21 protein-coding genes are annotated in these 25,469 nt (G+C 52.5%); 13 read left to right on the forward strand and 8 right to left on the reverse strand.

Annotated features, from left to right (window positions below; translation table 11 throughout):
- From dppC to O6D90_RS01045, 4 genes are all read left to right on the forward strand, one after another.
- Entirely contained in the window at positions 1-903 is a 903-nt protein-coding gene (gene dppC, locus O6D90_RS01030) for a dipeptide ABC transporter permease DppC (protein ID WP_016154902.1), read from the forward strand.
- Between the two features lie 10 nt (positions 904-913).
- Complete coding sequence (gene dppD, locus O6D90_RS01035; protein WP_016154901.1) at positions 914-1,897, forward strand: dipeptide ABC transporter ATP-binding protein; 984 nt, start codon at positions 914-916, stop codon at positions 1,895-1,897.
- Entirely contained in the window at positions 1,894-2,898 is a 1,005-nt protein-coding gene (gene dppF, locus O6D90_RS01040; protein WP_003827418.1) for a dipeptide ABC transporter ATP-binding subunit DppF, read from the forward strand. Before dppD ends, dppF begins: the two co-directional genes overlap by 4 nt.
- A 176-nt stretch (positions 2,899-3,074) precedes the next feature.
- Positions 3,075-4,277: a sigma-54 interaction domain-containing protein gene (locus tag O6D90_RS01045; RefSeq protein WP_016157713.1), complete on the forward strand. Its 1,203-nt coding sequence runs from the start codon at positions 3,075-3,077 to the stop codon at positions 4,275-4,277.
- 33 nt (positions 4,278-4,310) lie between these two features.
- On the opposite strand, the gene O6D90_RS01050 is transcribed toward O6D90_RS01045, so the two are convergent.
- Both O6D90_RS01050 and megL read right to left on the reverse strand, forming a co-directional pair.
- Entirely contained in the window at positions 4,311-5,609 is a 1,299-nt protein-coding gene (locus tag O6D90_RS01050; RefSeq protein ID WP_271143237.1) for an aromatic amino acid transport family protein, read from the reverse strand.
- 117 nt (positions 5,610-5,726) lie between these two features.
- Positions 5,727-6,923 (reverse strand): methionine gamma-lyase, encoded by a 1,197-nt coding sequence (gene megL, locus O6D90_RS01055; protein WP_003023295.1) that lies wholly within the window; start codon positions 6,921-6,923, stop codon positions 5,727-5,729.
- A 425-nt stretch (positions 6,924-7,348) separates the two neighbouring features.
- On the opposite strand from megL, the gene O6D90_RS01060 reads away from it, so the two are divergent.
- The 4 genes from O6D90_RS01060 (at position 7,349) to O6D90_RS01075 (ending at position 12,849) form a co-directional block, all read left to right on the forward strand.
- Positions 7,349-7,456, forward strand: coding sequence for a type I toxin-antitoxin system toxin Ldr family protein (locus O6D90_RS01060; RefSeq protein WP_016154898.1), 108 nt, complete (start codon positions 7,349-7,351; stop codon positions 7,454-7,456).
- Between the two features lie 226 nt (positions 7,457-7,682).
- Positions 7,683-9,689, forward strand: a complete 2,007-nt coding sequence (gene hmsP / locus O6D90_RS01065) for a biofilm formation regulator HmsP (protein WP_032931922.1) — start codon at positions 7,683-7,685, stop codon at positions 9,687-9,689.
- Between the two features lie 157 nt (positions 9,690-9,846).
- Positions 9,847-11,133, forward strand: coding sequence for a C4-dicarboxylate transporter DctC (gene dctA, locus O6D90_RS01070; RefSeq protein WP_003023301.1), 1,287 nt, complete (start codon positions 9,847-9,849; stop codon positions 11,131-11,133).
- 222 nt (positions 11,134-11,355) lie between these two features.
- A complete protein-coding gene (locus tag O6D90_RS01075; protein WP_016157710.1) occupies positions 11,356-12,849 on the forward strand; it encodes a M16 family metallopeptidase in 1,494 nt (497 codons plus the stop codon).
- A 64-nt stretch (positions 12,850-12,913) separates the two neighbouring features.
- Here the strand turns inward: O6D90_RS01075 and O6D90_RS01080 are convergent, their stop codons facing one another.
- Positions 12,914-13,843: a sugar kinase gene (locus O6D90_RS01080; protein WP_016157709.1), complete on the reverse strand. Its 930-nt coding sequence runs from the start codon at positions 13,841-13,843 to the stop codon at positions 12,914-12,916.
- Between the two features lie 230 nt (positions 13,844-14,073).
- Between O6D90_RS01080 and pdeH the strand changes: the two genes are divergently transcribed.
- On the forward strand, positions 14,074-14,841 hold the full coding sequence (gene pdeH / locus O6D90_RS01085; protein WP_016157708.1) for a cyclic-guanylate-specific phosphodiesterase: 768 nt from the start codon (positions 14,074-14,076) through the stop codon (positions 14,839-14,841).
- A gap of 77 nt (positions 14,842-14,918) precedes the next feature.
- Entirely contained in the window at positions 14,919-16,979 is a 2,061-nt protein-coding gene (locus tag O6D90_RS01090) for an AsmA family protein (RefSeq protein ID WP_218731414.1), read from the forward strand.
- A gap of 93 nt (positions 16,980-17,072) precedes the next feature.
- On the opposite strand, the gene O6D90_RS01095 is transcribed toward O6D90_RS01090, so the two are convergent.
- The 3 genes from O6D90_RS01095 to O6D90_RS01105 form a co-directional block, all read right to left on the reverse strand.
- Complete coding sequence (locus O6D90_RS01095) at positions 17,073-18,395, reverse strand: MFS transporter (protein WP_003023312.1); 1,323 nt, start codon at positions 18,393-18,395, stop codon at positions 17,073-17,075.
- Between the two features lie 294 nt (positions 18,396-18,689).
- On the reverse strand, positions 18,690-19,718 hold the full coding sequence (gene yhjD, locus O6D90_RS01100; protein ID WP_016154892.1) for an inner membrane protein YhjD: 1,029 nt from the start codon (positions 19,716-19,718) through the stop codon (positions 18,690-18,692).
- Positions 19,719-19,765: 47 nt separating this feature from the next.
- On the reverse strand, positions 19,766-20,665 hold the full coding sequence (locus O6D90_RS01105; RefSeq protein WP_016157706.1) for a LysR family transcriptional regulator: 900 nt from the start codon (positions 20,663-20,665) through the stop codon (positions 19,766-19,768).
- A gap of 119 nt (positions 20,666-20,784) precedes the next feature.
- On the opposite strand from O6D90_RS01105, the gene O6D90_RS01110 reads away from it, so the two are divergent.
- Entirely contained in the window at positions 20,785-21,543 is a 759-nt protein-coding gene (locus O6D90_RS01110) for an SDR family NAD(P)-dependent oxidoreductase (protein ID WP_016157705.1), read from the forward strand.
- Between the two features lie 548 nt (positions 21,544-22,091).
- The gene (locus O6D90_RS01115; protein WP_016154889.1) at positions 22,092-22,694 is read left to right on the forward strand and encodes a helix-turn-helix transcriptional regulator; all 603 of its coding nucleotides are present in this window, start codon (positions 22,092-22,094) and stop codon (positions 22,692-22,694) included.
- Positions 22,695-22,712: 18 nt separating this feature from the next.
- Here the strand turns inward: O6D90_RS01115 and O6D90_RS01120 are convergent, their stop codons facing one another.
- Complete coding sequence (locus O6D90_RS01120; protein WP_016157704.1) at positions 22,713-23,063, reverse strand: glycoside hydrolase family protein; 351 nt, start codon at positions 23,061-23,063, stop codon at positions 22,713-22,715.
- 71 nt (positions 23,064-23,134) lie between these two features.
- A complete protein-coding gene (locus O6D90_RS01125; RefSeq protein ID WP_016157703.1) occupies positions 23,135-23,689 on the reverse strand; it encodes a GNAT family N-acetyltransferase in 555 nt (184 codons plus the stop codon).
- 167 nt (positions 23,690-23,856) lie between these two features.
- Here O6D90_RS01125 and O6D90_RS01130 point away from each other — a divergent pair, with 167 nt between their 5' ends.
- Positions 23,857-25,446 (forward strand): STY4199 family HEPN domain-containing protein, encoded by a 1,590-nt coding sequence (locus O6D90_RS01130; RefSeq protein ID WP_016157702.1) that lies wholly within the window; start codon positions 23,857-23,859, stop codon positions 25,444-25,446.
- The last annotated feature ends 23 nt before the right edge of the window (positions 25,447-25,469 follow it).

The following is a 25,469-nucleotide window of genomic DNA, read 5'->3' on the forward strand; positions in this document are numbered from 1 at the left end:
ATGTCACAGGTTACTGAAAATAAAGTTATTGCTGCACCGGTGCCCATGACCCCGCTGCAGGAGTTCTGGCACTATTTTAAACGCAACAAAGGTGCGGTTGTTGGGTTGGTGTACGTTGTAGTGATGATCCTGATTGCGGTCTTTGCCAACGTCCTCGCGCCGTACAACCCGGCAGAGCAGTTCCGCGATACGCTGCTGGCTCCTCCTGCGTGGCAGGAAGGCGGTACCATGGCGCATCTGTTTGGTACTGATGATGTGGGCCGCGATGTGCTGTCCCGCCTGATGTACGGTGCGCGTTTGTCTCTGTTGGTCGGCTGTCTGGTGGTGGTGCTCTCCCTGCTGATGGGCGTGATTCTCGGGCTGATTGCCGGTTACTTTGGCGGGATTGTCGATAACGTCATCATGCGTGTGGTCGATATCATGCTGGCACTGCCGAGCCTGTTACTGGCGCTGGTGCTGGTGGCGGTATTTGGGCCCTCGATTGGCAACGCCGCGCTGGCGCTGACGTTCGTGGCATTGCCGCACTATGTGCGTCTGACGCGCGCCGCCGTCCTGGTGGAGGTTAACCGCGACTACGTTACCGCATCCCGCGTGGCCGGAGCCGGTGCGATGCGCCAGATGTTCGTCAATATTCTTCCTAACTGTCTTGCGCCGCTGATTGTTCAGGCGTCGCTTGGCTTCTCTAACGCCATTCTCGATATGGCTGCCCTCGGCTTCCTGGGGATGGGCGCACAGCCGCCTACGCCGGAATGGGGCACCATGCTCTCTGACGTGTTGCAATTTGCCCAAAGTGCCTGGTGGGTCGTGACCTTCCCGGGGCTGGCAATCCTGCTGACGGTGCTGGCATTTAACCTGATGGGTGACGGTCTGCGTGACGCGCTCGATCCCAAACTGAAGCAGTAAGAGGTTCGAGATGGCGTTATTAAATGTAGATAAATTATCGGTGCACTTCGGCGATGTGGGGTCCGAATTCCGTGCCGTAGACCGCATTAGTTACAGCGTGAACCAGGGTGAAGTGGTTGGCATTGTAGGGGAATCCGGTTCTGGTAAGTCCGTCAGCTCGCTGGCGATCATGGGACTGATTGACTACCCAGGTCGCGTTATGGCCGAAAATCTGGAGTTTAATGGTCGTGACCTGAAGCGCATCTCTGAGAAAGAGCGTCGCCAGTTAGTGGGCGCGGAAGTGGCGATGATCTTCCAGGACCCGATGACCAGCCTTAACCCGTGCTACACCGTCGGCTACCAGATTATGGAAGCCATTAAGGTGCACCAGGGCGGCAACAAAAAAACGCGTATTCAGCGGGCGATTGACCTGCTGACGCTGGTGGGGATCCCCGATCCGGCCTCGCGTCTGGATGTCTATCCGCACCAGTTGTCCGGTGGGATGAGCCAGCGCGTGATGATCGCGATGGCGATTGCCTGTCGTCCAAAGCTGTTGATTGCCGACGAACCGACAACAGCGCTGGATGTGACCATTCAGGCGCAGATCATCGAGCTACTGCTGGAATTGCAGCAAAAAGAGAACATGGCGCTGGTCCTAATCACGCACGACCTGGCGCTGGTGGCCGAAGCGGCGCACAAGATCATTGTGATGTACGCCGGGCAGGTAGTGGAAGCCGGGGCCGCGCAGGATATTTTTCGCGCGCCGCGTCATCCGTATACCCAGGCGTTGCTGCGCGCGTTGCCGGAGTTCGCTCAGGATAAAGCGCGTCTGGCTTCGTTACCGGGCGTGGTGCCAGGTAAATATGACCGCCCGACCGGCTGTTTACTGAACCCGCGCTGCCCCTATGCGACTGACAAATGCCGCGCTGAAGAACCTGAACTGAACCTGCTGGAAGGCGGTCGTCAGTCGAAATGCCATTACCCACTTGATGATGCCGGGAGGCCTGGGCTATGAGTACGCAAAAGGCCGCTTTGCCACAGCCGCTGTTGCAGGCAATTGACCTGAAAAAACACTACCCGGTGAAGAAGGGGATGTTCGCCCCGGAACGCCTGGTGAAAGCGCTGGACGGCGTCTCCTTTACCCTGGAACGCGGCAAAACGCTGGCGGTGGTAGGCGAGTCGGGCTGTGGGAAATCCACCCTTGGTCGCCTGCTGACGATGATTGAAGTCCCGACCGGCGGTGAGCTGTATTATCAGGGGCAGGATCTGCTTAAGCACGACCCGCAGGCGCAGAAGCTGCGCCGGCAGAAAATCCAGATTGTGTTCCAGAACCCGTACGGTTCCCTGAACCCGCGCAAGAAAGTAGGGCAGATTCTGGAAGAGCCGCTGCTGATCAACTCCACGCTAAGTAAAGAGGAGCGTCGTGAAAAAGCGCTGGCGATGATGGCGAAAGTGGGGTTGAAAACCGAGCACTACGACCGCTATCCGCACATGTTCTCCGGCGGTCAGCGTCAGCGTATTGCCATCGCTCGCGGGCTGATGCTTGATCCAGACGTGGTGATCGCCGACGAACCGGTCTCGGCGCTGGACGTTTCTGTTCGTGCGCAGGTGCTGAACCTGATGATGGACTTGCAGCAGGAACTGGGACTGTCATACGTCTTTATCTCGCATGACCTGTCGGTGGTAGAGCACATTGCCGATGAGGTGATGGTGATGTATTTAGGCCGTTGCGTGGAAAAAGGAACGAAGGATCAGATCTTCAATAATCCGCGTCATCCGTATACGCAGGCGCTGCTCTCCGCGACGCCACGCCTGAACCCGGACGATCGCCGCGAGCGTATCAAGCTGACCGGTGAGCTGCCAAGCCCGCTGAATCCACCGCCGGGCTGTGCGTTCAATGCCCGCTGCCGTCGGCGTTTTGGTCCGTGTACCCAGCTTCAGCCGCAGCTGAAGGATTACGGTGGACAACTCGTGGCCTGTTTCGCTGTTGACCAGGATGAAAATCCACAGCAATAAACGTGGGTTATGACCTGATAACCGGAGCCTTGTGCTCCGGTTTTTTTATATTTTGTTTTTACGTCCACAATGTGAGTCCTCTGGCAGAACATTATTCCACAGCGTCTAAAATGTAGTCAGATTTCCTCTCGTCACAGAAATATCTATTTCGCAGTTGCTAACTGTCAGGAGCAAATGTGGTCACGATACGCTGGGATATTAAAACAATTGATCGTCTGTCGATGGTTGAGGATGTCCTGAAGGAATTTTCCTGCTGCGATATCAATATCATCTCTATGAAAGTCACGCCTGGACGGATCCTGATTAAATCCTGGTGCCGTCAGTTACAGGATATTTCCTGCGTGCAATCCTGTTTAGGCCGGCGCGCCGATATTATTAACGTCGCTTACCTGTGTGAAGAGATAAGCGAACTGTCAACGCCTGAGCCGGAACGCCCGCGCTATTTCTCTGACATTATTTGTAGCAGCCAGAGCATGCACTCGCTTATCGAAAAGGCGATAAAAATTGCCGACAGCAAATATACCGTTTTGATCCGCGGCGATACGGGTACTGGCAAAGAACTGCTGGCCCGGGCTATCCATAATTCCGGGCAGCGACGTTTTTATCCGTTTATTCCGGTCAACTGCTCTGCGCTACCTGAGTCGTTGATGGAGAGTGAATTCTTTGGCTATGAGAAAGGGGCTTTTAGCGGTGCGGATTGTAAAGGCAAAAAAGGGCTGTTTGAAATGGCCGATAAAGGCACACTTTTTCTCGATGAATTTGGTGAAATGTCGCTGAGCTTACAGGCTAAATTACTGCGCGTACTTCAGGATGGCGGGATCCGTCGCGTTGGCGGGGCGCAAATTATTCCGGTCAATGTGCGCATTATTGTGGCAACCAACGCCAATCTGGAAGAGATGGTGGAACAACGTCTGCTGCGCGCCGATCTCTATTACCGCATCAATGTACTTTCACTGACCATTCCGCCCCTGCGGGAGCGCCCGCAGGATATCAGCCTATTGATTCGCCACTTTGTGCAGAAATACGCGAAGGAATTCCAACGACGGATCATTCTGGATAAAGCCTGCTTTGATACCCTGCATCATCACACCTGGCCGGGAAACGTTCGCGAACTGGAAAATACCATCATTCGCCTGATGCTGATGGCGGAATCCGATGTCATTACGCGGGAAGAATTAGGGATGGTGAATTTGCCTGCCGTTGAGCTGACGCCGACAGAGCGTCCTTTTAAAGAACAGGTTTTGTGTGCTGAACGCCAGCTTATTGAACAGATGGTGGAAGAGAATGTGTCGTCGCGGCATATCGCTAAAGCGCTGGGGGTGTCACATACCACGGTACTGAATAAAATTCGCAGCTATCAACTGGAGAGTGTGAGTTAAGCGCCGTCAGTGACTGACGGCGCTGTAAACGGATTATTCAATCAGCTTCAATAATGGCGACAGGCACAGCAGGATCCCGTACAACAGGATTAGCCAGGTTTTCAGCCCGCGTAGTTTTTCCAGTTGCGTTACTTTATAAATCAGGAAAAACGGAATAATACACGACACAATCCCGTAAAGTGGGCTACCCAACTGGAAGAACACCAGTACCGATACACGAAATGACACCCAGATTACCAGGGTGATAACAATAAAGGTGCAAATACCCAGCGTAAGCACCAGGGGATTAATTTTCTCCACATCAATAACGCGGCTCAGAACATTAAGAATAATACCCTTAATCGCCTCGTGGAACCCCAGATAAATACCAAAGAATGCGGTTAATACGGCGAAGATATTTAGCACCGTTGAGGTGATATGAATAATTTGCCCAGGAATGACTTGCGCTGCCAGCGCCAGTGCGGAAATATTTTGTTCGAAGGCCGAAACGGCCTCTTCATGACTAATAGAAAAGGTAAAAGAGAATGAGAAAAACAGAATGACCGCAATCAGCGTAATGTAACTGATGCGATGTGTGCGTATTGCCATGCGGGTGGCCAGAACCCGGTCCGCTACCCGCTTGCGGTAGGCGATGTTCATTGGGTTCAACACCTGAATAAACACCGCCGAGAAGAAGCAGAACGGGATGGTCAGCAGCACGTCGCGAAAGAAGACCGATGCTTCAGGGAATGCGCTGATATTAGCGAAGTTCCAGTGCGGAACCATCGCAAAACCAAACACGATGATGATCCCCACTTTGACTACCACCATCGGGCCGGAGATTTTAAACAGCAGCTTTTCTCCCCCGGAAGCAATGGCCACCAGCACGGCAAAAATGGCCACTTTATAGATTATCGATTGTGAAAGATCGGCATCGGTTAAGCCGAAGGTTTTGATATATGAGGCACTGTCAAAAACCACGGATAAGGAATAGATAAATATGCCGTGAATAATCATCAAAAAATAGATGATGCCAAGAAATACACCCCAGTTTTTTCCCAGGTAATGACTGATAATATCGGTATAGTCATTACAAGTTTCACTTTCTGATAATGTTTTTAAATAAATATCCTGCACAATATAGGTTGCTGGATAGGCAATAATAAAGGCGACGATAAATACCCAAATGCCTGTTAAGCCTATTTGTACCGGCATCAGTACCGTTCCGGCACCAATTGCCATACCGATACACAGTAATACCCAGCCAAAGTCATATTTCGTAAACGGTATTTTCTTTGAGAATGGTACGGTGGTTGCTGTATTGTTGCTTAGTTGTAATGTGTCGTCCTGCATAGAACCCCCTGCCCAAAATACGCGCTCTCCCCGAAACAGGATTGCGCGTATTACCAGACTGTTGTGCCTTGATTCTCAACAACCTGAACCGATCGGCGTCGGTTCAGGTCATAATGGTCAGAATGTTGCCTTTCTGATGGCGTGTTCAAGGTCGTTAATAATATCTTCTGGATCTTCAAGACCCACAGAAAGACGGATAAGCCCGTCGGTAATACCTGCTTTAAGCCGTTCCTCTGGCGCAACGGGCGAATGTGTCATAGACGCTGGGTGCTGAATGAGGGTTTCGGTATCACCGAGACTGACCGCGAGGAGGCACAATTCTACAGAATTGATCATCCGTCTGCCAGCCTCGAGGCCGCCAGCGATTTCGAAGCTGATAATTCCTCCTGGCAGGCTCATCTGTCGCTGGCCCAGCTCATACTGCGGGTGTGAAGACAAGCCAGGATAATAAACGCGGGTAATGGATGGATGCCCCTCGAGGAAGCGGGCGATTTTCAATGCGTTTTCACAGTGGCGTTCCATACGTATACCCAGTGTTTTAACGCCGCGTAGCGTCAGCCACGCGTTGAAAGGACTCATGCAGCCGCCGGTGATATCTTTCAGACCAACAAACCGCGCCTGGTCAATAAACTCCTGCTTACCAACAATGATGCCGCCAATCACGTCTCCGTGACCGTTGATATATTTAGTGACGCTGTGCACCACAATATCCGCGCCTAGCTGTAAAGGCTGCTGGCAGTACGGTGACATAAAGGTGTTATCCACCACCAGCAATGCGCCTTGTTGATGGGCGATACCGGCTACTGTTTCAATGTCGACCAGCGACAGCGTCGGGTTAGCGGGCGTTTCGATATACACTACTTTGGTTTCCGGGCGCATGGCGGCGCGGATTTCTTCAGGCTTTGCCGCATCGACGAAGCTGACGTTAATCCCAAACTTCGGCATGCTGTGCGACAAAAACGCGTGGGTGCAGCCGTAAATCGCGCTGGCGGAAACGATATGGTCGCCCTGCTGGCACAACGTCAGCAGCGTGGTGGTGATGGCAGAAATACCGGATGCGGTTGCCAGCCCGGCTTCACCTCTTTCCAGTACCGCCAGCTTTTTCTCCAGCGCATCGGTGGTGGGGTTACCCAAACGGGTGTAAATGTACCCGGACTCCTCGAGCGCAAAGCGGGCGGCACCTTGTTCGGCGCTGTCAAAAACAAACGTTGAAGTCTGGAAAATAGGCGTACTGAGCGCGCCAGTAGAAGGGTCGGGTTGTTGCCCCGCGTGAACGATCTGGGTGTTGAATCCGTAAGTACGACAGTCAGACATGATATCTCCTTTGATTCGGAACAGAACAGCTCACAGTCAAATAGCAATCGCTGTGCCAGAAAATGAAATTATAGATATCAATGAGATATGTCTTTTTCTGTATTGAAGAGCGGCAGGAATGTTGCCAACTGGCAAGAATCTTTCCAGCGCAATGGTGAGAAAACAGGTGAAGTGCGAGGCGCTACGCAGAGCCGTATATTGCGCAGTGATATGGCAAGTAGGCTACCGTAGAATCAGCGGCAAGCCGGGAATTCCCGGTGAGGCGCAATGTTGCGGGGGCTTGATCCCCGGCGGCATCGGTTGCTGGAAAGAGAAAACCCCCGCACGTTGTTCGGTATAAACCTGGCAACAAAACGGGGGCTAACTTGAACCTGAACAACTCAAGAATAGCCGTGAACAGTTGCCATTGCAACACAGGCGGCTATATGACGCTCGCACAGTTAGGCGTGGCCTTCTGGCACGATTTAGCGGCTCCGATCATCGCTGGCATTATTGCCAGCCTGATTGTGAGCTGGCTGCGTAACAGGAAGTAATGCACCTTGCGGGCGTCTGTCTGCCGTGATGGCAACATGCGCCCGAACCAGGCCGCAGGGGGAAACCTTGCGGCCTTTTTCGGCTTAAATGCAGATAAATCTCGTCGCCAGGTGCCTATCCTGTCGGGATAATGCATGCTGGGAAGTTTTCAGATACCGCCTCTCTTAATACCGCTACGATCGGGTATACTCTGACGGCAGTTTCGTCTATCCGTGGAGAGTCAGTTTGCGTGTCAGTCGCTCGTTAACAATTAAGCAGATGGCAATGGTTGCGGCCGTTGTCATGGTGTTTGTGTTTATTTTTTGCACCGTTTTGTTGTTCCATCTGGTCCAGCAGAATCGCTACAACACGGCTACGCAACTGGAAAGTATCGCTCGCTCCGTCCGTGAGCCTCTGTCGGGCACGATCCTGAAAGGGGATATTCCCGAAGCAGAAGCTATTTTAAGAAGTATTCGACCAGCAGGCGTGGTCAGCCGCGCCGATGTGGTGCTTCCCAATCAGTTTCAGGCTCTGCGGATGAGCTTTATTCCTGAACGCCCGGTTCCGGTTACTGTGACTCGCCTGTTTGAACTTCCGGTACAAATTTCGCTGCCGGTCTATTCTCTTGAGCGTTCAGCGAATCCGCAACCGCTGGCGTATCTGGTGCTGCAGGCGGATTCGTACCGTATGTACAAGTTCGTGATGAGTACGCTCTCCACGTTAGTGACCATTTACTTACTTCTCTCGTTAATACTCACGGTAGCCATCTCATGGTGTATTAACAGATTGATTTTGCATCCATTACGTAAAATAGCGCGTGAGCTGAACGACATTCCCCAGCAGGATCTGATTGGCTATCAGCTGGCATTGCCGCGTCTGCATCAGGACGACGAGATTGGCCTGCTGGTGCGTAGCTACAACCTCAATCAGCAACTGATTCAGCGCCGCAGCGAAGAGCAAAGCGACCATTCAATGCGATTCCCGGTTTCTGAGCTGCCCAACAAGTCGTTTCTGATGGCGCTGCTGGAGCAGGTTGTGAATCGTCAGCAGACTACGGCGTTGATGATTGTCACCTGCGAAACCCTGCGTGATACCGCGGGTGTGTTATCCGAGACCCAGCGGGAAATCCTGCTGCTTACGCTGGTTGAAAAGCTGAAGTCAGTATTGGCCCCCAGAATGGTGCTTACCCAGGTGAGCGGCTATGACTTTGCCATCATCGCACATGGTGTGAAAGAACCCTGGCACGCTATTACGCTAGGTCAGCAAGTGCTCACTATCGTTAACGAGCGATTACCGATTCAGGGCATTCAACTCCGTCCAACCTGCAACATTGGGGTGGCGATGTTTAATGGCGATTTGACCGCAGAACAGCTTTACCACCGCGCACTCTCAGCCGTGTTAACGTCGCGTCACAAGGGTAAAAACCGGATTCAGTTCTTTGACCCGTTGCAGATGGAAGAGGCGCAACAGCGTTTGACGGAAGAGAACGATATTCTTACCGCGCTGGATAACCATCAGTTTGCGCTCTGGATGCAGCCGCAGGTGGAGATGTCCAGCGGTAAGGTATTGAGCGCAGAAGCATTATTGCGAATGCAGCAGCCAGACGGAAGCTGGGAGTTGCCAGAAGGGTTAATCGACAGGATTGAGTCCTGTGGCCTGATGGTGACGGTCGGTTACTGGGTGCTGGAGGAGACATGCCGCCAGCTGTCAGCCTGGCAGGAACGCGGCCTGATGCTGCCGCTCTCGGTGAACCTGTCTGCGCTACAGCTGATGCATCCGAGTATGGTGTCAGATCTGCTGGAATTGCTAAACCGCTATCGCATCAAGCCTGGGACGTTGATTCTGGAAGTGACCGAAAGCCGGCACATTGATGATCCTAATGCCGCTGTGGCTATTTTACGCCCGCTGCGCAACGCGGGCGTGCGTATCGCGCTGGACGATTTTGGTATGGGGTATGCGGGTCTGCGACAACTGCAGCACATGAAGTCGCTCCCGGTGGATGTACTCAAAATCGATAAGATGTTTGTCGATGGCGTCCCTGAAGATTGCAGCATGATCTCCGCCATCATTCAGTTGGCGCATAGCCTCAATTTGCAGATGATCGCTGAGGGCGTCGAAACCGAAGCGCAACGCGAATGGTTATCACAAGCGGGGGTAGAAGTGGCACAAGGGTTCCTGTTTGCCCGGCCGGTTCCGGCGAATATCTTCGAAGAACGTTATCTGACGCCGAAAAACGCTGATTACAAAAGTTAAAAAAGGTCTCGCTTGTGCGAGCCAGCTCAAAATTTTTAACATTTCTGTATCAATTATGATCCAGGCGCATTTCTGTCATGTTGTGTGGGTGTTACTTTAAGGCCGCAGGTTAAACAAAACCTTACAAGACCTGTGGTTTTTACTTTAAGGACACCCTATGAAAACCTCTATATTCAAAAGCCTTTACTTTCAGGTCCTGACAGCAATTGCCATAGGTATCCTCCTTGGCCATTACTACCCTGAATTAGGCGCCCAAATGAAGCCACTTGGTGATGCTTTCGTGAAGCTCATCAAAATGGTCATCGCACCTGTCATCTTCTGTACTGTCGTCACCGGCATTGCAGGCATGGAAAGTATGAAAGCCGTAGGCCGCACCGGTGCGGTTGCACTGCTTTATTTTGAAATTGTCAGTACGATTGCGCTGATCATCGGCCTTATCATCGTCAACGTGGTGCAACCCGGTGCCGGTATGAACGTCGATCCGGCGACGCTGGATGCCAAAGCGGTTGCGATTTACGCCGAACAGGCAAAAGACCAGGGGATCGTAGGCTTCCTGATGGATATTATCCCGGGTAGCGTCATTGGCGCGTTCGCCAGTGGCAACATCCTGCAGGTATTGCTGTTTGCGGTTATGTTTGGTTTTGCGCTGCATCGTTTGGGTAGCAAAGGCCAGATGATTTTCAACGTGATTGAAAGCTTCTCGCAGGTTATTTTTGGCATCATCAACATGATTATGCGCCTTGCGCCGATCGGTGCTTTCGGTGCCATGGCCTTTACCATCGGTAAATATGGCGTCGGGACGCTGGTGCAGTTGGGTCAGTTGATCATCTGTTTCTACATCACCTGTATTCTGTTTGTGGTTGTGGTGTTGGGCTCGATTGCGCGCGCAACCGGCTTCAGCATTTTCAAATTCATCCGCTATATCCGTGAAGAACTGCTGATCGTTCTGGGCACCTCTTCTTCTGAGTCCGCGCTGCCGCGTATGCTCGATAAGATGGAAAAACTGGGCTGTCGCAAGTCGGTTGTCGGGTTGGTTATACCCACGGGCTACTCGTTTAACCTCGATGGGACATCAATCTATCTGACGATGGCAGCGGTGTTTATCGCTCAGGCCACCAACAGCCATATGGATATCTTCCATCAGATAACCCTGCTGGTGGTGCTCCTGCTCTCTTCAAAAGGTGCTGCGGGTGTGACCGGGAGTGGGTTCATTGTTCTGGCCGCGACTATCTCCGCTGTGGGCCATTTGCCGGTTGCTGGTCTGGCGCTGATTCTAGGTATTGACCGCTTTATGTCTGAAGCCCGTGCGCTGACTAACCTGGTCGGTAACGGTGTGGCAACTGTTGTAGTAGCGAAATGGGTGAAAGAACTGGACCATAAAAAGCTGGATGATGTGCTGAATAATCGTGCGCCGGATGGCAAAACGCACGAAATATCCTCTTAATCTCTCCACTTATGCCCGTAGTCCCTTCCAGGACTGCGGGCGTTTGCGCATAATTAACCCCTGTGCCTGAAACCGCCGATTCGGCGGCGTCGGGATTTTTTCACTTCCTCCGTGACATTTTTATGTTCTTGCGGTCTAACACGAAGTGTTTTTAACGTCATATTCAGAGAGTCCTCTCGCGGGCTGTCTTTTTATTTCCAGGATAGTTGATCAGGGGTTCACATGCAGGGCACAAAAATTCGACTTTTAGCGGGCGGCTTGCTGATGATGGCCACTGCCGGCTATGTGCAGGCAGATGCGCTCCAGCCTGACCCGGCGTGGCAACAGGGCACGCTGGCAAATGGTTTACAGTGGCAAGTATTAGCCACTCCCCAGCGCCCCAGCGACCGTATTGAGGTTCGCCTGCTGGTCAATACCGGTTCACTCACCGAAAGTACACAACAGAGTGGTTTCAGCCATGCGATCCCGCGTATCGCGCTGACGCAAAGCGGTGGCCTCGATGCTACGCAAGCCCGTTCTCTGTGGCAGCAGGGGTTCGATCCCAGTCGTCCCATGCCGCCCGTTATCGTTTCCTATGATTCCACGCTGTATAACCTCAGTCTGCCTAACAGCCGCAACGATCTGCTGAAAGAGTCACTTTCTTATCTGGCGAATATTTCCGGTAATCTGAGCATCACCCCTGAGTCGGTCAATCATGCGCTGAGTAGCGAAGATATGGTTGCAACCTGGCCGTCAGATACCAAAGAGGGATGGTGGCGCTATCGTCTGAAGGGATCGACGCTGCTGGGTCACGATCCTGCCGATCCGCTGAAAACGCCTGTTGATGCGACGAAAATCCAGTCCTTCTACCAGAAATGGTATACCCCGGATGCGATGACGCTGATTATCGTCGGTAACGTAGATGCGCGCAGCGTGGCTGATCAAATCAATAAAACCTTTGGCGAATTAAAAGGTAAACGCGAAACGCCTGCGCCGGTACCCACGCTCTCTCCGCTGCGTGCAGAGGCCGTAAGCATAATGACCGATGCGGTACGTCAGGATCGCCTGTCTATTATGTGGGATACGCCGTGGCAGCCGATCCGTGAATCTGCCGCGCTGTTACGTTACTGGCGCGCTGATTTAGCCCGTGAAGCGTTGTTCTGGCACATTCAGCAGGAGCTCACCAAAAACAATGCCAAAGACATTGGCCTTGGCTTTGACTGTCGGGTGCTGTTCCTGCGCGCGCAATGTGCCATTAACGTTGAATCACCGAACGGTAAGCTGAACGCGAACCTCAGCACGGTTGCGCGTGAGCTGGCCAAAGTGCGCGATAAGGGGCTGCCGGAAGAAGAGTTTAATGCGCTGGTGGCGCAAAAGAATCTGGAACTGCAGAAGCTGTTTGCCACCTATGGTCGCACCGATACCGATATTTTGATCAGCCAGCGTTTGCGCTCGCTGCAAAACCAGGTCGTAGATATTGCGCCTGAACAGTATCAGCGTTTACGTCAGAGCTTCTTGAACAACCTGAGTGTTGAGATGCTGAATCAGGACCTGCGTCAGCAACTGTCGCAAGATATGGCGTTAATTCTGTTGCAGCCGAAGGGTGAACCTGAATTCAATATGAAGGATCTGCAGGCGACGTGGGATAGCATTATGGCGCCGGTTACCGCCGCGGCAACGTCGGTAGAAACGGATGAATCACATCCTGAAGTGACGGACATCCCGCCGGTGCAATAAGGGAATCGTGACCTGCAGGCCGGACGCGACGTTAACGTCTAATCCGGCCTGCCAGAACGCCAGATTACTGCGGCATGGCGTCGCGAGGAATAATCGCCCCGCGATGCTGAATAACGGTGCTTGCCGTCAGGTGCCCGCGTTTTGCGGCATCAGCGGCATCGCCACCGGTCAGACGTACCGCCAGATACCCGGCGCTGAAGGAGTCTCCCGCAGCGGTCGTATCGATAACCTTCTCTTTCGGTAGTTTTACGGCCGGAACGTCGATGAGTTCTTCGCCTGCGATGGAAACCAGGCAAGAGTCTGCACCGCGTTTCACAACCACTTCCTGTACGCCAGCCGCGTGAGTACGGGCAATCACCTCGGCAACCGGTTTTTCACCCCACAGCGCGTCTTCATCATCCAGCGTCAGAAACGCGATATCGGTGCATTCCAGCATTTGCTGATACACCTGCTGGGTCTCTTCTTTACTGCTCCACAGACGTGGGCGGTAGTTATTGTCAAAAATGACCTTTCCACCGTTGGCGCGGCATTCTTGCAGCAGCGACAGCAGCTTGTCACGACTTGCCGGGCTTAAAATAGCCAGGCTGATTCCGCTCAGATACAGATAGTCAAATGTCGCCAGTTCTTCGCAAATAGCGGCGGACTGTTCGCTCTCAAGCCAGAATTTTGCGGCGGCTTCATTACGCCAGTAATAGAAGGTGCGCTCGCCGGTGCTATCGGTTTCAATGTAATAGAGGCCCGGCAGGCGGTTTTCCATGCGTTGGGTTAATGAGGTATCCACATTTTCGCTCTGCCAGGATTCCAGCATTTGTTGGCTAAAACTGTCGGTACCCAGCGCAGTCACATAGTGTACGGAAAGTGCCGCAGCATCGACCTGACGGGCGATATAAACGGATGTATTCAACGTGTCGCCACCGAATCCGCGCTGAACGTCAGCGCCTTTCTGTGACAGCTCAATCATGCATTCGCCAATCACGGCAATCTTTCTGGACATAGTCGTAACCTGCTCTGAAAAAAATTAGCGTTAGTGTGCGCTGTGGGTGTTAAGTGGTCAACTATATTAAAACATCGTTCCATTATTTTTTTGAGCCAGCACGTGTTCTGCGTCGTTTTTTGCCGCTTAGTTTCTATTTTGCGTAGGGCTGAACGTAAAGTTCTTCGCCTGAGCGCCGATAACCTTTGACGAGTCCGGTCAGTCACACTCTTATTTACAGGACATCTCAGATGATAAAGCAGGTTACCCAGCAGCTAATTACGCTCGATGCGAGTATTGAAAACTTGCAGGAGAGACGCTATTGGCTGCAGTGCGAGCGTGCTTACACCTACCAGCCGATTTATCAGACCAACGGACGGCTGATGGCCGTTGAGCTGCTGACCGTCGTGAGCCATCCTGAAAACCCCTCCCAACGTATCGCGCCGGACCGCTATTTCGCCGAAGTGGCCGTACGACATCGTGTAGATGTGGTGAAAGAGCAGCTTGTACAGCTTGAACAAAAAGGGGCGTTTTTCAAAGCCCACGATCTGCTGGCATCCGTGAATGTCGACGGGCCAACGCTGATTGCAATGCGCCAGGATCCCGAAATCCTGAAAATCATCGAATGTCTGCCGTGGCTGCGCTTTGAACTGGTGGAGCATATCCGCTTGCCGAAGGGATCGTCGTTCGCCTCAATGTGCGAGTTTGGCCCGCTCTGGCTGGATGATTTTGGTACCGGAATGGCAAACTTCTCGGCTCTGAGTGAAGTGAGTTACGACTATATCAAAGTGGCGCGGGATCTATTTGTCATGCTGCGCCAGACGCCGGAGGGCCGCAATCTCTTTACGCTGCTGTTACAGCTGATGAACCGCTATTGCCGCGGTGTGATTGTCGAAGGCGTTGAAACGCTGGAAGAGTGGCGTGATGTGCAAAACTCACCGGCTTTCGCTGCGCAAGGCTATTTTCTCTCTCGTCCAGTGCCTCTTGATACCCTTGAAGACGTAATTCTGTCGCTTTGATAAGGATGTAGAACGCCTCCTTTTCCTCTGCTGGACTATCTTTAGGACAGGCAAGGAAGAAAGTAAGGAGGTTAAACATGACGAGAACAGGCAAAATAACCACTTCAGTAATAGGGATTTTCTTGTTGTTGATCGTCGTACTCATCATCGTGATTGCGACATTTGACTGGAACCGGCTCAAACCGACCATCAACCAGAAAGTCTCTACAGAACTCAACCGGCCCTTCGCCATACGGGGTGACCTGGGCGTGGTTTGGGAACGCCAAAAACAGGAAACCGGCTGGCGTAGCTGGGTTCCGTGGCCGCATGTTCATGCTGAGGATATCATCCTCGGCAACCCGCCGGACATTCCTGACGTCACCATGGTGCATCTCCCGCGCGTTGAAGCCACGCTCGCCCCACTGGCATTGCTGACAAAAACCGTCTGGCTCCCGTGGATCAAGCTGGTAAAACCCGATGCGCGGCTTATCCGCCTGTTGGAGAAAAACAATAACTGGACCTTTAACCTGGCAGGGGATGAAAACCGCGATCCCAATGCGCCGCCATCAGCCTGGTCTTTCCGGCTGGATAACATTCTGTTCGACCAAGGTCGCATCGCCATTAACGATAAGGTGACGAAGTCAGAGATTGAGATCCTGGTCGATCCGCTGGGTAAGCCGTTGCCCTTTAGCGAAGTGACTGGCGCAAAAAGTAAAGAGAGCAACGCCCACATTGAGGACTACGTGTTTGGCCTGAAAGCGCAAGGCCGATATAACGGGGAACCGCTAAGCGGTAGCGGGAAGATAGGCGGAATGCTGGCACTGCGCGGTGAAGGAACTCCTTTCCCGATTCAGGCTGATTTCCGTTCGGGTAATACGCGTGTGGCGTTTATGGGTACGATAAACGATCCGATGAATATGGGCGGGGCGGATCTGCGGCTTAAATTCTCGGGAGATTCGCTAGGGGATTTGTACGATTTGACCGGCGTGCTGCTCCCGGATACGCCGCCGTTTGAAACCGACGGACATCTGGTCGCGAAAATTGACCCGGAAAAATCCTCTGTTTTTGATTACCGCGATTTTAATGGCCGAATTGGCGACAGCGATATTCACGGAACGCTGGCCTATACCACCGGTAAGCCGCGCCCAATGCTGAAAGGGGATGTTGAGTCACGCCAACTGAGGCTGGCTGATTTGGGGCCGCTGATCGGTGTGGATTCAGGCAAAGGGGCCGAGCGGGCCAAACAATCTGAACAGCGCAAAGGTGAGAAGAGCGTCCAGCCCGCGGACAAGGTTTTGCCGTATGACCGTTTTGAAACCGACAAATGGAACGTGATGGACGCTGACGTACGTTTCAAAGGACGGCGTATTGAGCACGGCAGCAGTCTGCCAATCAGCGATCTCTCCACCCATATCATCCTGAAAAATGCCGACCTGCGCCTGCAGCCGCTGAAATTTGGCCTCGCGGGAGGCAGCATTGTCTCCAGCATCCATCTGGAAGGGGATAAAAAGCCGATGCGGGGGCAGGCGGACATCCAGGCTCGCCGCCTGAAGCTAAAAGCGCTGATGCCGGATGTGGAGCTGATGCAGAAAACGCTCGGTGAAATGAACGGTGACGCCAGGTTTAGCGGGAGCGGAAACTCGGTAGCGGCGCTGCTTGGTAACAGCAACGGCAACCTGAAGCTGCTGATGAACGACGGTTTGATCAGCCGGAATCTGATGGAAATTGTTGGCTTGAATCTGGGCAACTATCTTGTTGGACAGATATTTGGTGATGACGAGGTACGGGTAAACTGCGCGGCGGCGAATCTGGATATTGTTAACGGCGTAGCCCGCCCGCAGATTTTTGCCTTCGACACGGAAAACGCGGTCATTAATGTCACTGGTACGGCGAGTTTTGCGTCGGAGCAACTGGATTTAACCATCGATCCGGAGAGCAAAGGCATTCGTATTATTACCCTGCGTTCGCCGCTGTATGTTCGCGGCACCTTTAAGAATCCGCAGGCCGGCGTGAAGGCCGGGCCGCTGATTGCGCGCGGTGCGGTTGCTGCCGCGCTGGCAACGTTGGTGACGCCCGCGGCGGCCTTGCTGGCGCTGATTTCACCTTCTGAAGGGGACGCTAATCAATGCCGGACCATTTTGTCGCAAATGAAGAAGTGATTTTTGCCGTTGTCGGATGGCGCTAACGCTTCACTTCTGCGGCCTACATTTCATGCTCAACGTAGGCCGCAGACGGTGGTTACAGCCAAAAAATCACAATGACTGATGGCGGGTTTCGTGGGTTAACAGCAGCGCAATCAGCGTTAACGCCGCCATTGATGCCAGATACGTACCGACCGCCGCCAGGCCGTAATTCGCCTGCAGCCATGCGGCAATGTAAGGGGCAACGGAAGCACCAAGAATCGACGAAACGTTGTACGAGAACGACGCCCCCGTGTAGCGCACTTCGGTCGGGAACAGCTCCGGCAGTAGCGCGCCCATCGGACCAAATGTCAAACCCATCAGGCTCAAACCAAGCAACAGGAAGGCGAACACCAGCACCGGATTGCCAGAGCCGAGCAACGGTTTAAAGGCAAACAGCGCAAACAGAATAATAAGCGTGGTGATGATGAGCATGCTCTTGCGACGACCAAACGCATCGGCCAGCAGGCCCGCCACCGGCACCATGACGCCAAAGCCAATAACCGCCATCATCAGCATCCACAACACTTCATTACGCGGTAGGCCAAGCCCTACAGGCGCCGCGGCGGTGCTGAACGTCATGGAATAGACGGTCATGATATAGAACAGCGTATAGGTCGCCAGCATGATGAACGTGCCGAGGATCGTCACGCGGACATGTTTTGTCAGCAGGGTACCCAGCGGGATTTTCACCTGTTTTTTCGCCGCTGCCACTTTGGCAAAGACCGGGGATTCATGCAGCGAAACGCGAACGTACAGACCGATAATCACCAGCACTGCAGAGAAGATGAACGGTACGCGCCAGCCCCAGCTCATAAACTGCTCGTCGGTCAGCAGCCAGGAGAGCAGCAGGAAAGTGCCGTTGGCGAAGAAGAAGCCGATAGGTGCGCCCAACTGCGGGAATGATCCGTACAGCGCGCGTTTACGCGGCGGTGCGTTTTCCGTCGCCAGTAACGCCGCGCCGCCCCATTCACCGCCCAGTCCTAAACCCTGACCAAAACGCGCCAGCGCCAGCAGCAGCGGGGCGAAAATACCGATAGTTTCATAGCCCGGCAGCAGGCCAATGACAACCGTCGAGATCCCCATAGTGAGCAGTGAGGCAACCAGCGTGACTTTACGCCCTACGCGATCGCCAAAATGCCCGAACACAGCAGAACCGATAGGCCGTGCCACAAAGGCGATGGCAAAGGTGGCGAGGGACTGCAGCGTTGCCGCGGTCGGATCCCCCTGCGGGAAGAAGATATGGGGGAACACGATCACCGCGGCGGTGGCGTAGATATAGAAGTCGAAGAACTCAATGGCAGTGCCAATGAGTGAGGCGACGACGACTTTATTGCGCGAGTTGACCGGGGTGTGTTCCTGTTCGTTGTCGAGCGTTGTGGCTGTTGCTTGCATAATATTTTCTTATTTTTGGTCGAACGAAAGGTCATATTACGCACAGCAAAAGAGACATTTCAATCTGTAACAAACCTTGCGATTGGTCAAAAACAGAGCAAAAAGGGGATAATTTTTAGGCTGGAGATTTCACTTCCATGAAATGCTTCACATAATTTAAAACTTGGATGATAAAACTGGTTTTTGGTTAAACAAAAGTTACGGGCTGGATTTTAATTCTGATAATGCGCAGAATTTCGACGTAAGCATTGGGTTGGCCGGATAAGCGCAGCGTTATCCGGCAGTTAACAAAGATTAGCGGTGGGTTTTCCCCGGCATACGCGGGTCGTCTTTGTATTCTGCTGTGGCAATCCAGGCAGCGCAAAACAGAGTCAGACGGGCGAAGAAGTAGAAGAACGCCATCAAGCCAAGTACGGAACCAAACGCCGCGCCTGACGGCGATTGCACCAGTGATGGCAGCGTGTATGTCATGATCATTTTGATGACTTCAAACCCCAGTGCCGCGATAAACGTGCCGCGAATGAGCGCTTTTTTGCGCGGTCGGTGACGTGGTAGCCGCCAGAAAATCCAGAAGAATAGCAAGTAGTTGGCGAAAATAGAGATGGTCAGGCCGATCAGCCGCCAGGCGGGCTTCAGCCATTCGATGCCGTCGAGATACAGCGCAGAGATAATCATCTGCTGGGCGGAACCGGCGATGGAGGTAATGGACAGCGTAACAATCAGCGCAATCAGTAAGCCAATCAATGAGACAAAATCACGCAGATATTTGACCCAAATTTTTTCCTGATCCTGTGGGGTCCGCTCCCAGACATCCCGCGACTGGGCACGAATAGCTTCGCGCAGGTTTCCCATCCAGTTAATTCCGGAATAGAGCGCGATGGCAAGACCCACCAGACCGACGGTGGTTCGTTGCTGAACGGCGGTATTGATGGTGTTTTTCAGCGTGGAGGCGAGTGTCGGATCGCTGACGTTGAGCAGGATTTTGCTGAAGATATCCTGCAACAGCGTAGGGTGCGAAGCGAGAATAAAACCCGCGGCGGCAAACGACACCATCAGGATAGGGATCATCGACAGAAACGAGAAGTAGGTAATGGCGGCGCCAAACTGATTTCCCATACGATCGTTAAATCTCTCCGCGGCGCGAATCAGATGGGCAATCATGGGCTGGCGTTGAATTTTATCGGCGAAGGTCAGGGCGGTTTTCAGCGCCTGGTTGGTCTTACCGTTGGTTTCTGTATTCTTACGCTCCAGGGTCTCAATTTTTGGGATTGGTGCGTGCTCAAGTTCCTGAATGGGGCGTTTAATCTCTTTTTCCTGCGTCATCAGGGCAGTAATCCTTGTTCTGTTCATTCTCAGGACAGTATAGCTTGTCAGTCCACATAGTCTTTCATCACGCCGGTCAGCCATTCCATAAACAGATGTACGCGGCGGGAGAGGTTACGGCGATGCGGATAGAGCAATGAAACCGGTAATGGTTCGGCGCGATATTGCGGCAATACTTCAATCAGCGTACCGGCGCGCAGGGCATCACGCACGCCCACGCGCGGTACCTGAATAATGCCCAGACCGGCAAGACATGCCGCATGATACGTTTCGGTACTGTTCACCGTCAGCATGCCGCCGGTTTTAACCCATTTAGCACCGTTGTCTGTCGCCACTTCAAAGCCTTGCGCACGTGTTCCCAAATTGACTGAGTAGTGCACCACCGCATGCGAGGCTAAATCCTCCAGGCTTTCCGGATAACCAAATCGGGCGAGGTATTGCGGGCTGGCGCAGTTAATCTGCGTGAGTTTTCCCAGCGGGCGCGCAATCAGCCCTGAATCTTTCAGCGTTCCCACGCGTACCACACAGTCGAAGCCTTCGCGGATCAAGTCCACCAGGCGGTCGCTGCTGCTAAGTTCGAGCTCAAGCCCCGGATACTGATGCAAGAAGGCCGGTAAACGGGGCATCACCAGATTTCTCGCCACACCAACCGGCATATCGACGCGCAGCTTGCCGCTGATGCTGGCCGGGTCATGATGGAATAGCCCATCCAGTTCATCGAGATTGCTCAACAAATCTTTCGCTCGTTCGTAATAGATCATGCCGTCTTGCGTGAGCTGAACGCGGCGGGTTGTGCGGTGCAACAACTGTGTGCCCAGATGATTTTCCAGGGCCTGGATCTGGCGCGATACGCTACCTTTAGGAAGTCCGAGGGTGTCTGCCGCGCGCGAAAAGCTCTCCAGTTCTGCGACGCGGATGAACAACTGCATTGCGTGAATTTTATCCATTCTCATGCCCTATTGTTGTTCTAAATGAAACAGTAATGCGCAGTAAGCTGTATTTATTGTTTTTCTACCACCTAATAAGCTTTGTCTCAATCTTCACAACACCTGAAATGAGGTTTCTTATGACGCAACGTATCGCATTGGTGACCGGCGGCGGCCGTGGACTCGGTAAAAACGCGGCGCTAAAGCTGGCGAGTAAAGGCATTGGTGTCATCCTGACGTGGAACAGCAATGAAAAAGAAGCGCAGCAAGTTGTGGATGAAATTCGCCAATCTGGCGGTAAAGCTGCAGCATTACCGTTGAACGTCGGAAATATTTCCACTTTCCCTCAGTTTGTCAAACAGGTGCAGGAAACCCTACAAACACACTGGCAAAGCGACACCTTTGATTATTTATTGAACAATGCCGGAGTTGGCATTAACGCACCGTATCCGGCGTTCACTGAAGCGCAATTTGACCAGCTTTTGGACATCCATTTTAAAGGACCTTTTTTCCTGACACAGAACCTGCTGGCGCTGATCAACAACGGCGGACGCATTCTTAATGTCTCGACCGGATTGTCGCGCTTTGCGCTACCGGGTTACAGCGCTTACGCTGCCATGAAAGGGGCGATGGAGGTGTTAACCCGTTATCAGGCGAAAGAGCTGGGAGAGCGCGGCATTACGGCGAATATTATTGCGCCTGGGGCAATCGAGACGGATTTTAGCGGCGGAAACGTGCGGGATAATGCGCAATTGAATGCCTATATTGCATCGCAGACGGCGCTGGGGCGTGTTGGGTTACCGGACGATATTGGCGACGCCATTGCTGCGTTGCTCAGCGATGAACTGGCCTGGATGACGGCACAGCGTATCGAAGTCTCTGGCGGGATGTTCCTGTAATTGACCGCCTCTAACTTAGCCTTTTGAGCAATAGAAAACTGGCGCGCCATCAGAAATCAAAATATAGCTGGTGGCGTTTGCCGGTATTATTTGGAATCTGATACTGCGATCAGCGGTGCTGAAAGAGAGGGGGGATAAACGTTCTGAAGAGTTCATTCTTCTTCGGGAGTGGATTTGTTGCATCAGAAACCATGATCACCTTCCCATTCTCATGCCCGAATGATCATTTAATGCGATATTTTGTTTTGTAACATATTTGTCTGTTATCGTGAGTTTCTTATTTTTAGCTAAGAATATAAACTCCGAATTATTAATATTAGTAATCCAGGTTTGAACATCAAATATTAAGGATTTTCTGAATATTTGACCCCGATTTTGATCCTTTGTGTGATTCTTTGGTTTCAGCTGTAATTATTTATAACGTCTGCTTCTTTCTTCTCCGTCTATCGGTAAAATGGCCTCCGCCAAATGGTGACTTCATATTTTGCCCCTCGGATAATACCCTTCCGCGTGTTAAGGCTAATATCTTATTCAGACGGAGATAAATAATGCAGTTAATAATGTTTGACAGGCAGTCAATATTTATTCATGGAATGAATGTAATTTTGCAAGAGCGTATTCCAGGAGTGAATGTTCAGGGTGTCAGTCAGGCAGATGATCTTTGGCGGACGCTGGAAGACAATCCTGATGCACTGGTAATGCTGGATGGAGATTTTGACGCTGAGTTCTGCCGTAGCTTGCTGCAACAGATAGCAGAGCGCTTTGCGAAGGTAAAAGTGCTGGTAACCGCAACGGACTGCCGTAAAAAATGGCTACAGGAAGTCACGCAATTAAACGTGCTGGCCATTGTTCCGCGCGATTCTGATGCGGAAACCTTCACGCTGGCACTCAATAGCGTCGCGATAGGTATGATGTTTATCCCCAGAGATTGCATCACAGCGACCGAATGTGGCGGGCAAAATATCAGATTGCTCAGCGCGCGTCAGCGGGAGATTCTGACGATGCTGGCCGCCGGAGAATCTAATAAACAAATTGGTCGATTATTAAATATCAGCACCGGAACGGTAAAAGCCCATCTTGAATCGCTGTATCAGCGCCTGGAGGTAAAAAACCGTACGCAGGCGGCAATGATGCTAAACGACACCCTATAATGGGAAAATATTTCACAGTCAGACTGTTTCTGGCTGTGAAATAGCCCCCGGCCAGAATTCAGCACTGCAAAACTGGCTAATCCCCACGCTGAGCATCCATGCAATTAACGCTTCCTGTTGAAACCGATCTTGTATTTGCGGCATTTCCTTATGGATGAATGCCTCGCAGATATTTATATCCGCGAGCAGCAATGTTTCGGCCTGCATCAGCATAATTGGGGCATCAAAGGATTCATCTGCGGTGATTTCGTGCCCGTAGCCAATGACCCAGATCCCCTTTTTGTCCTGATACTTTTCTAGCGACAGGCCCTGCCATTGCTTAATAAATGCGATACAGGCGGGCGTGAAATGCGTCGAATGCAGCGGCATAATAATCTCTGTACAAAAAGACCTATTTTAAGAAACACACCCCGTTACGCCAGCCGCCATCCAGCCATTTTTTACAGCAAAACGCCTGATGGCTTGGGCGGCTGATATTCATTTTTTAACAGGCCGAAAATCCAGTCATCATGCCAGGTTTGATGTAGCCAGTAGCTTTCTCGCAGCGTGCCTTCGAGAATGAACCCGACCTTTTCCAGTAGACGCCGTGAGGCATCGTTTCCTGCGGTGACGCAGGCCGTCAGTCGGCGTAGTCCTCCGGCGGTAAACGCATAATCGCAAACGGCATGCAGGGATTCAGCGCCATAACCTTTGCCCTGCGCCTCGGGAGTGAGCAGAAAGCCGACCTCGGCACATTCATTTCTATCCTGAATATATCCGGTTACCCCAAGCGGTACGCCCGATGCCTTATCGCACAGGACCAGGCACAGCCAGTGTGGACTGCCGGGAGACCATTCAGGCAAGCGGGAGTCAAAGACTGTCCGTATCTCCTCTTCGGTACGCGAGTCAGCGACAAAGCGCATCACATCTGCGTTCTGCTGTAGCGTTAAGAAAAACGCCCAGTCGTCATGTGTGAGCGGGCGGCAGATCAAACGCGAGGTTTTCAGTACAGGCACAGGCTTATCTCCAGAATAATTTTCAATGATTGTGCGGAAGTCACTGTAAAACATATTTATTTGCTATATGAATGTGTTTTAGTCTGTGGCGGCACAGCGCTGCATTTAAAAAAGATAACTACACACCATTGTGAGGCCGCACTTTTTGGGTCCTTTTAGGGAAGATAATGACCAATAGCGCGTTACAGGCGACATGTACACCATTCGAACATTGTTTGGGGATAATCCGGCAAGCCTCGGTAGAAATTTTGCTGATGCTTGGCGTGCGCGTCGCAGAGGGTAAAGATCCACGCTGGTTTCTCGAGCAGCTTGACCAGGCGCGATTGAATCTGGGAGGTTGGGGCGTTGTCGCCAGGCGGTTGCAGATGAATGATGCGCAATTGAGTCAGTTCACGTTGCGGCTACGCCATCTTCAGCAGAGCGTGCCGCAATATGAAAATGGCCAGGACGTCAGTGAAAACCAGCTGATTTCTGCGCTGCGCTTTGTCGCTTCTCTGGAACAGTTACGCCAGCAACAGCCCCTCCTGAAGTATCCAACCGAGATTGAACGTGCAGAGCCGGATGCGCAGATGCGGGCGCAGCGTCAGCTTCGCGCAATAGAATTAACCCTCAAATCGCTGATTGCGCGGGTATGGCCGGATCAACATCCGCTCAACAGCTTCCTGAAACAGCACTTTGGCGGTGAACGTCTGCGTCGCTGGTTAAAGCTGGGGGAAAGTCGGGATGCGCTGGACGGCATGATGTTTAGTGAACTGGCGCTGATGGTTGTCGATAAGAAGTTATTCGTTCGGCATTTTAGCGAGATTTTTAACGACACCTCGGTGCTCATGTCGTTTGTTGAGCCACGTATCACGCTGAGGATGTTCCTGGATGACTGCCGCCTGGCCCGTAACTGCGTTATCGCGCAGCAGCCGCTAACCTCAGTACAACTGCTGTTGCTGGATTGCCAGTACCGACAGATTACTCACCCTGTGCAGCGGGCATTTGAAGAACGGCGTACGCGCATTAATCCTGCGTCGTATCTGGCGTCCGATGAGGCGACGGTTCGCCAGTTTTGGGAAAACGCAAAGCAAAAATACGAGCAGGCAGGGGGCGATAAACAGGAAATCGCAGACAGTATCGATCCGCCGGAGAAACGGGCCAGGCGCACGGCGGAAGAACGTGAACAGCTGATTTCAGGCATGTTGTGGGTAGCGGTCGGTGTGATGGTGCTGGTGATTTCGCTGGGCGCGTTCTGGTTATTCATTTCGCCAGCGCCACAAGCGTCTTCCGGGCAATCTGTTGAAATCGTGCAGGAGGAGCCACGGCGTGATGCCCCTGGTGCGCGGGAGTCGGTGACCCGAATGGGTATCACCTGGGATGCCTTTAACATGCGCGCGGCTATCGAGCGCAACGACACCCGTGTGACGTCACTTTTCCTGCAGGGCGGGATGGACTGGAAGCTGGCGTGGACGGAGCAGGCATTCTCGGCAGGCAATACCGAGGTGTTGAGGCTGCTGCTGCGTTACCCTTCGCAGATGAGTGAGAGTAAGCCATGTCGGCAGTTTATGACCACGGTCAGCCATGCGATGGCGAATGGGGCGTCACTCACATCGCTGCATAAAAGCTATCTGCAAAGTTTTTGCTCGGTGCCGGCGGTTGTCGCGCGTCAGCAGTATGACCTTGAACAGGCCGAGCTACGCGTTCGCGCGCAGCCAAGCCCAGAGAACAAGAAATGGCAAAAAATTCACGCCGAACTGTACGATGCGATTAACTGACGGTCTGATAATTCAGACCGTCA

The organism is Citrobacter sp. 21OH12SH02A-Citro, from assembly GCF_027919895.1.
Classification (GTDB): domain Bacteria; phylum Pseudomonadota; class Gammaproteobacteria; order Enterobacterales; family Enterobacteriaceae; genus Citrobacter; species Citrobacter braakii.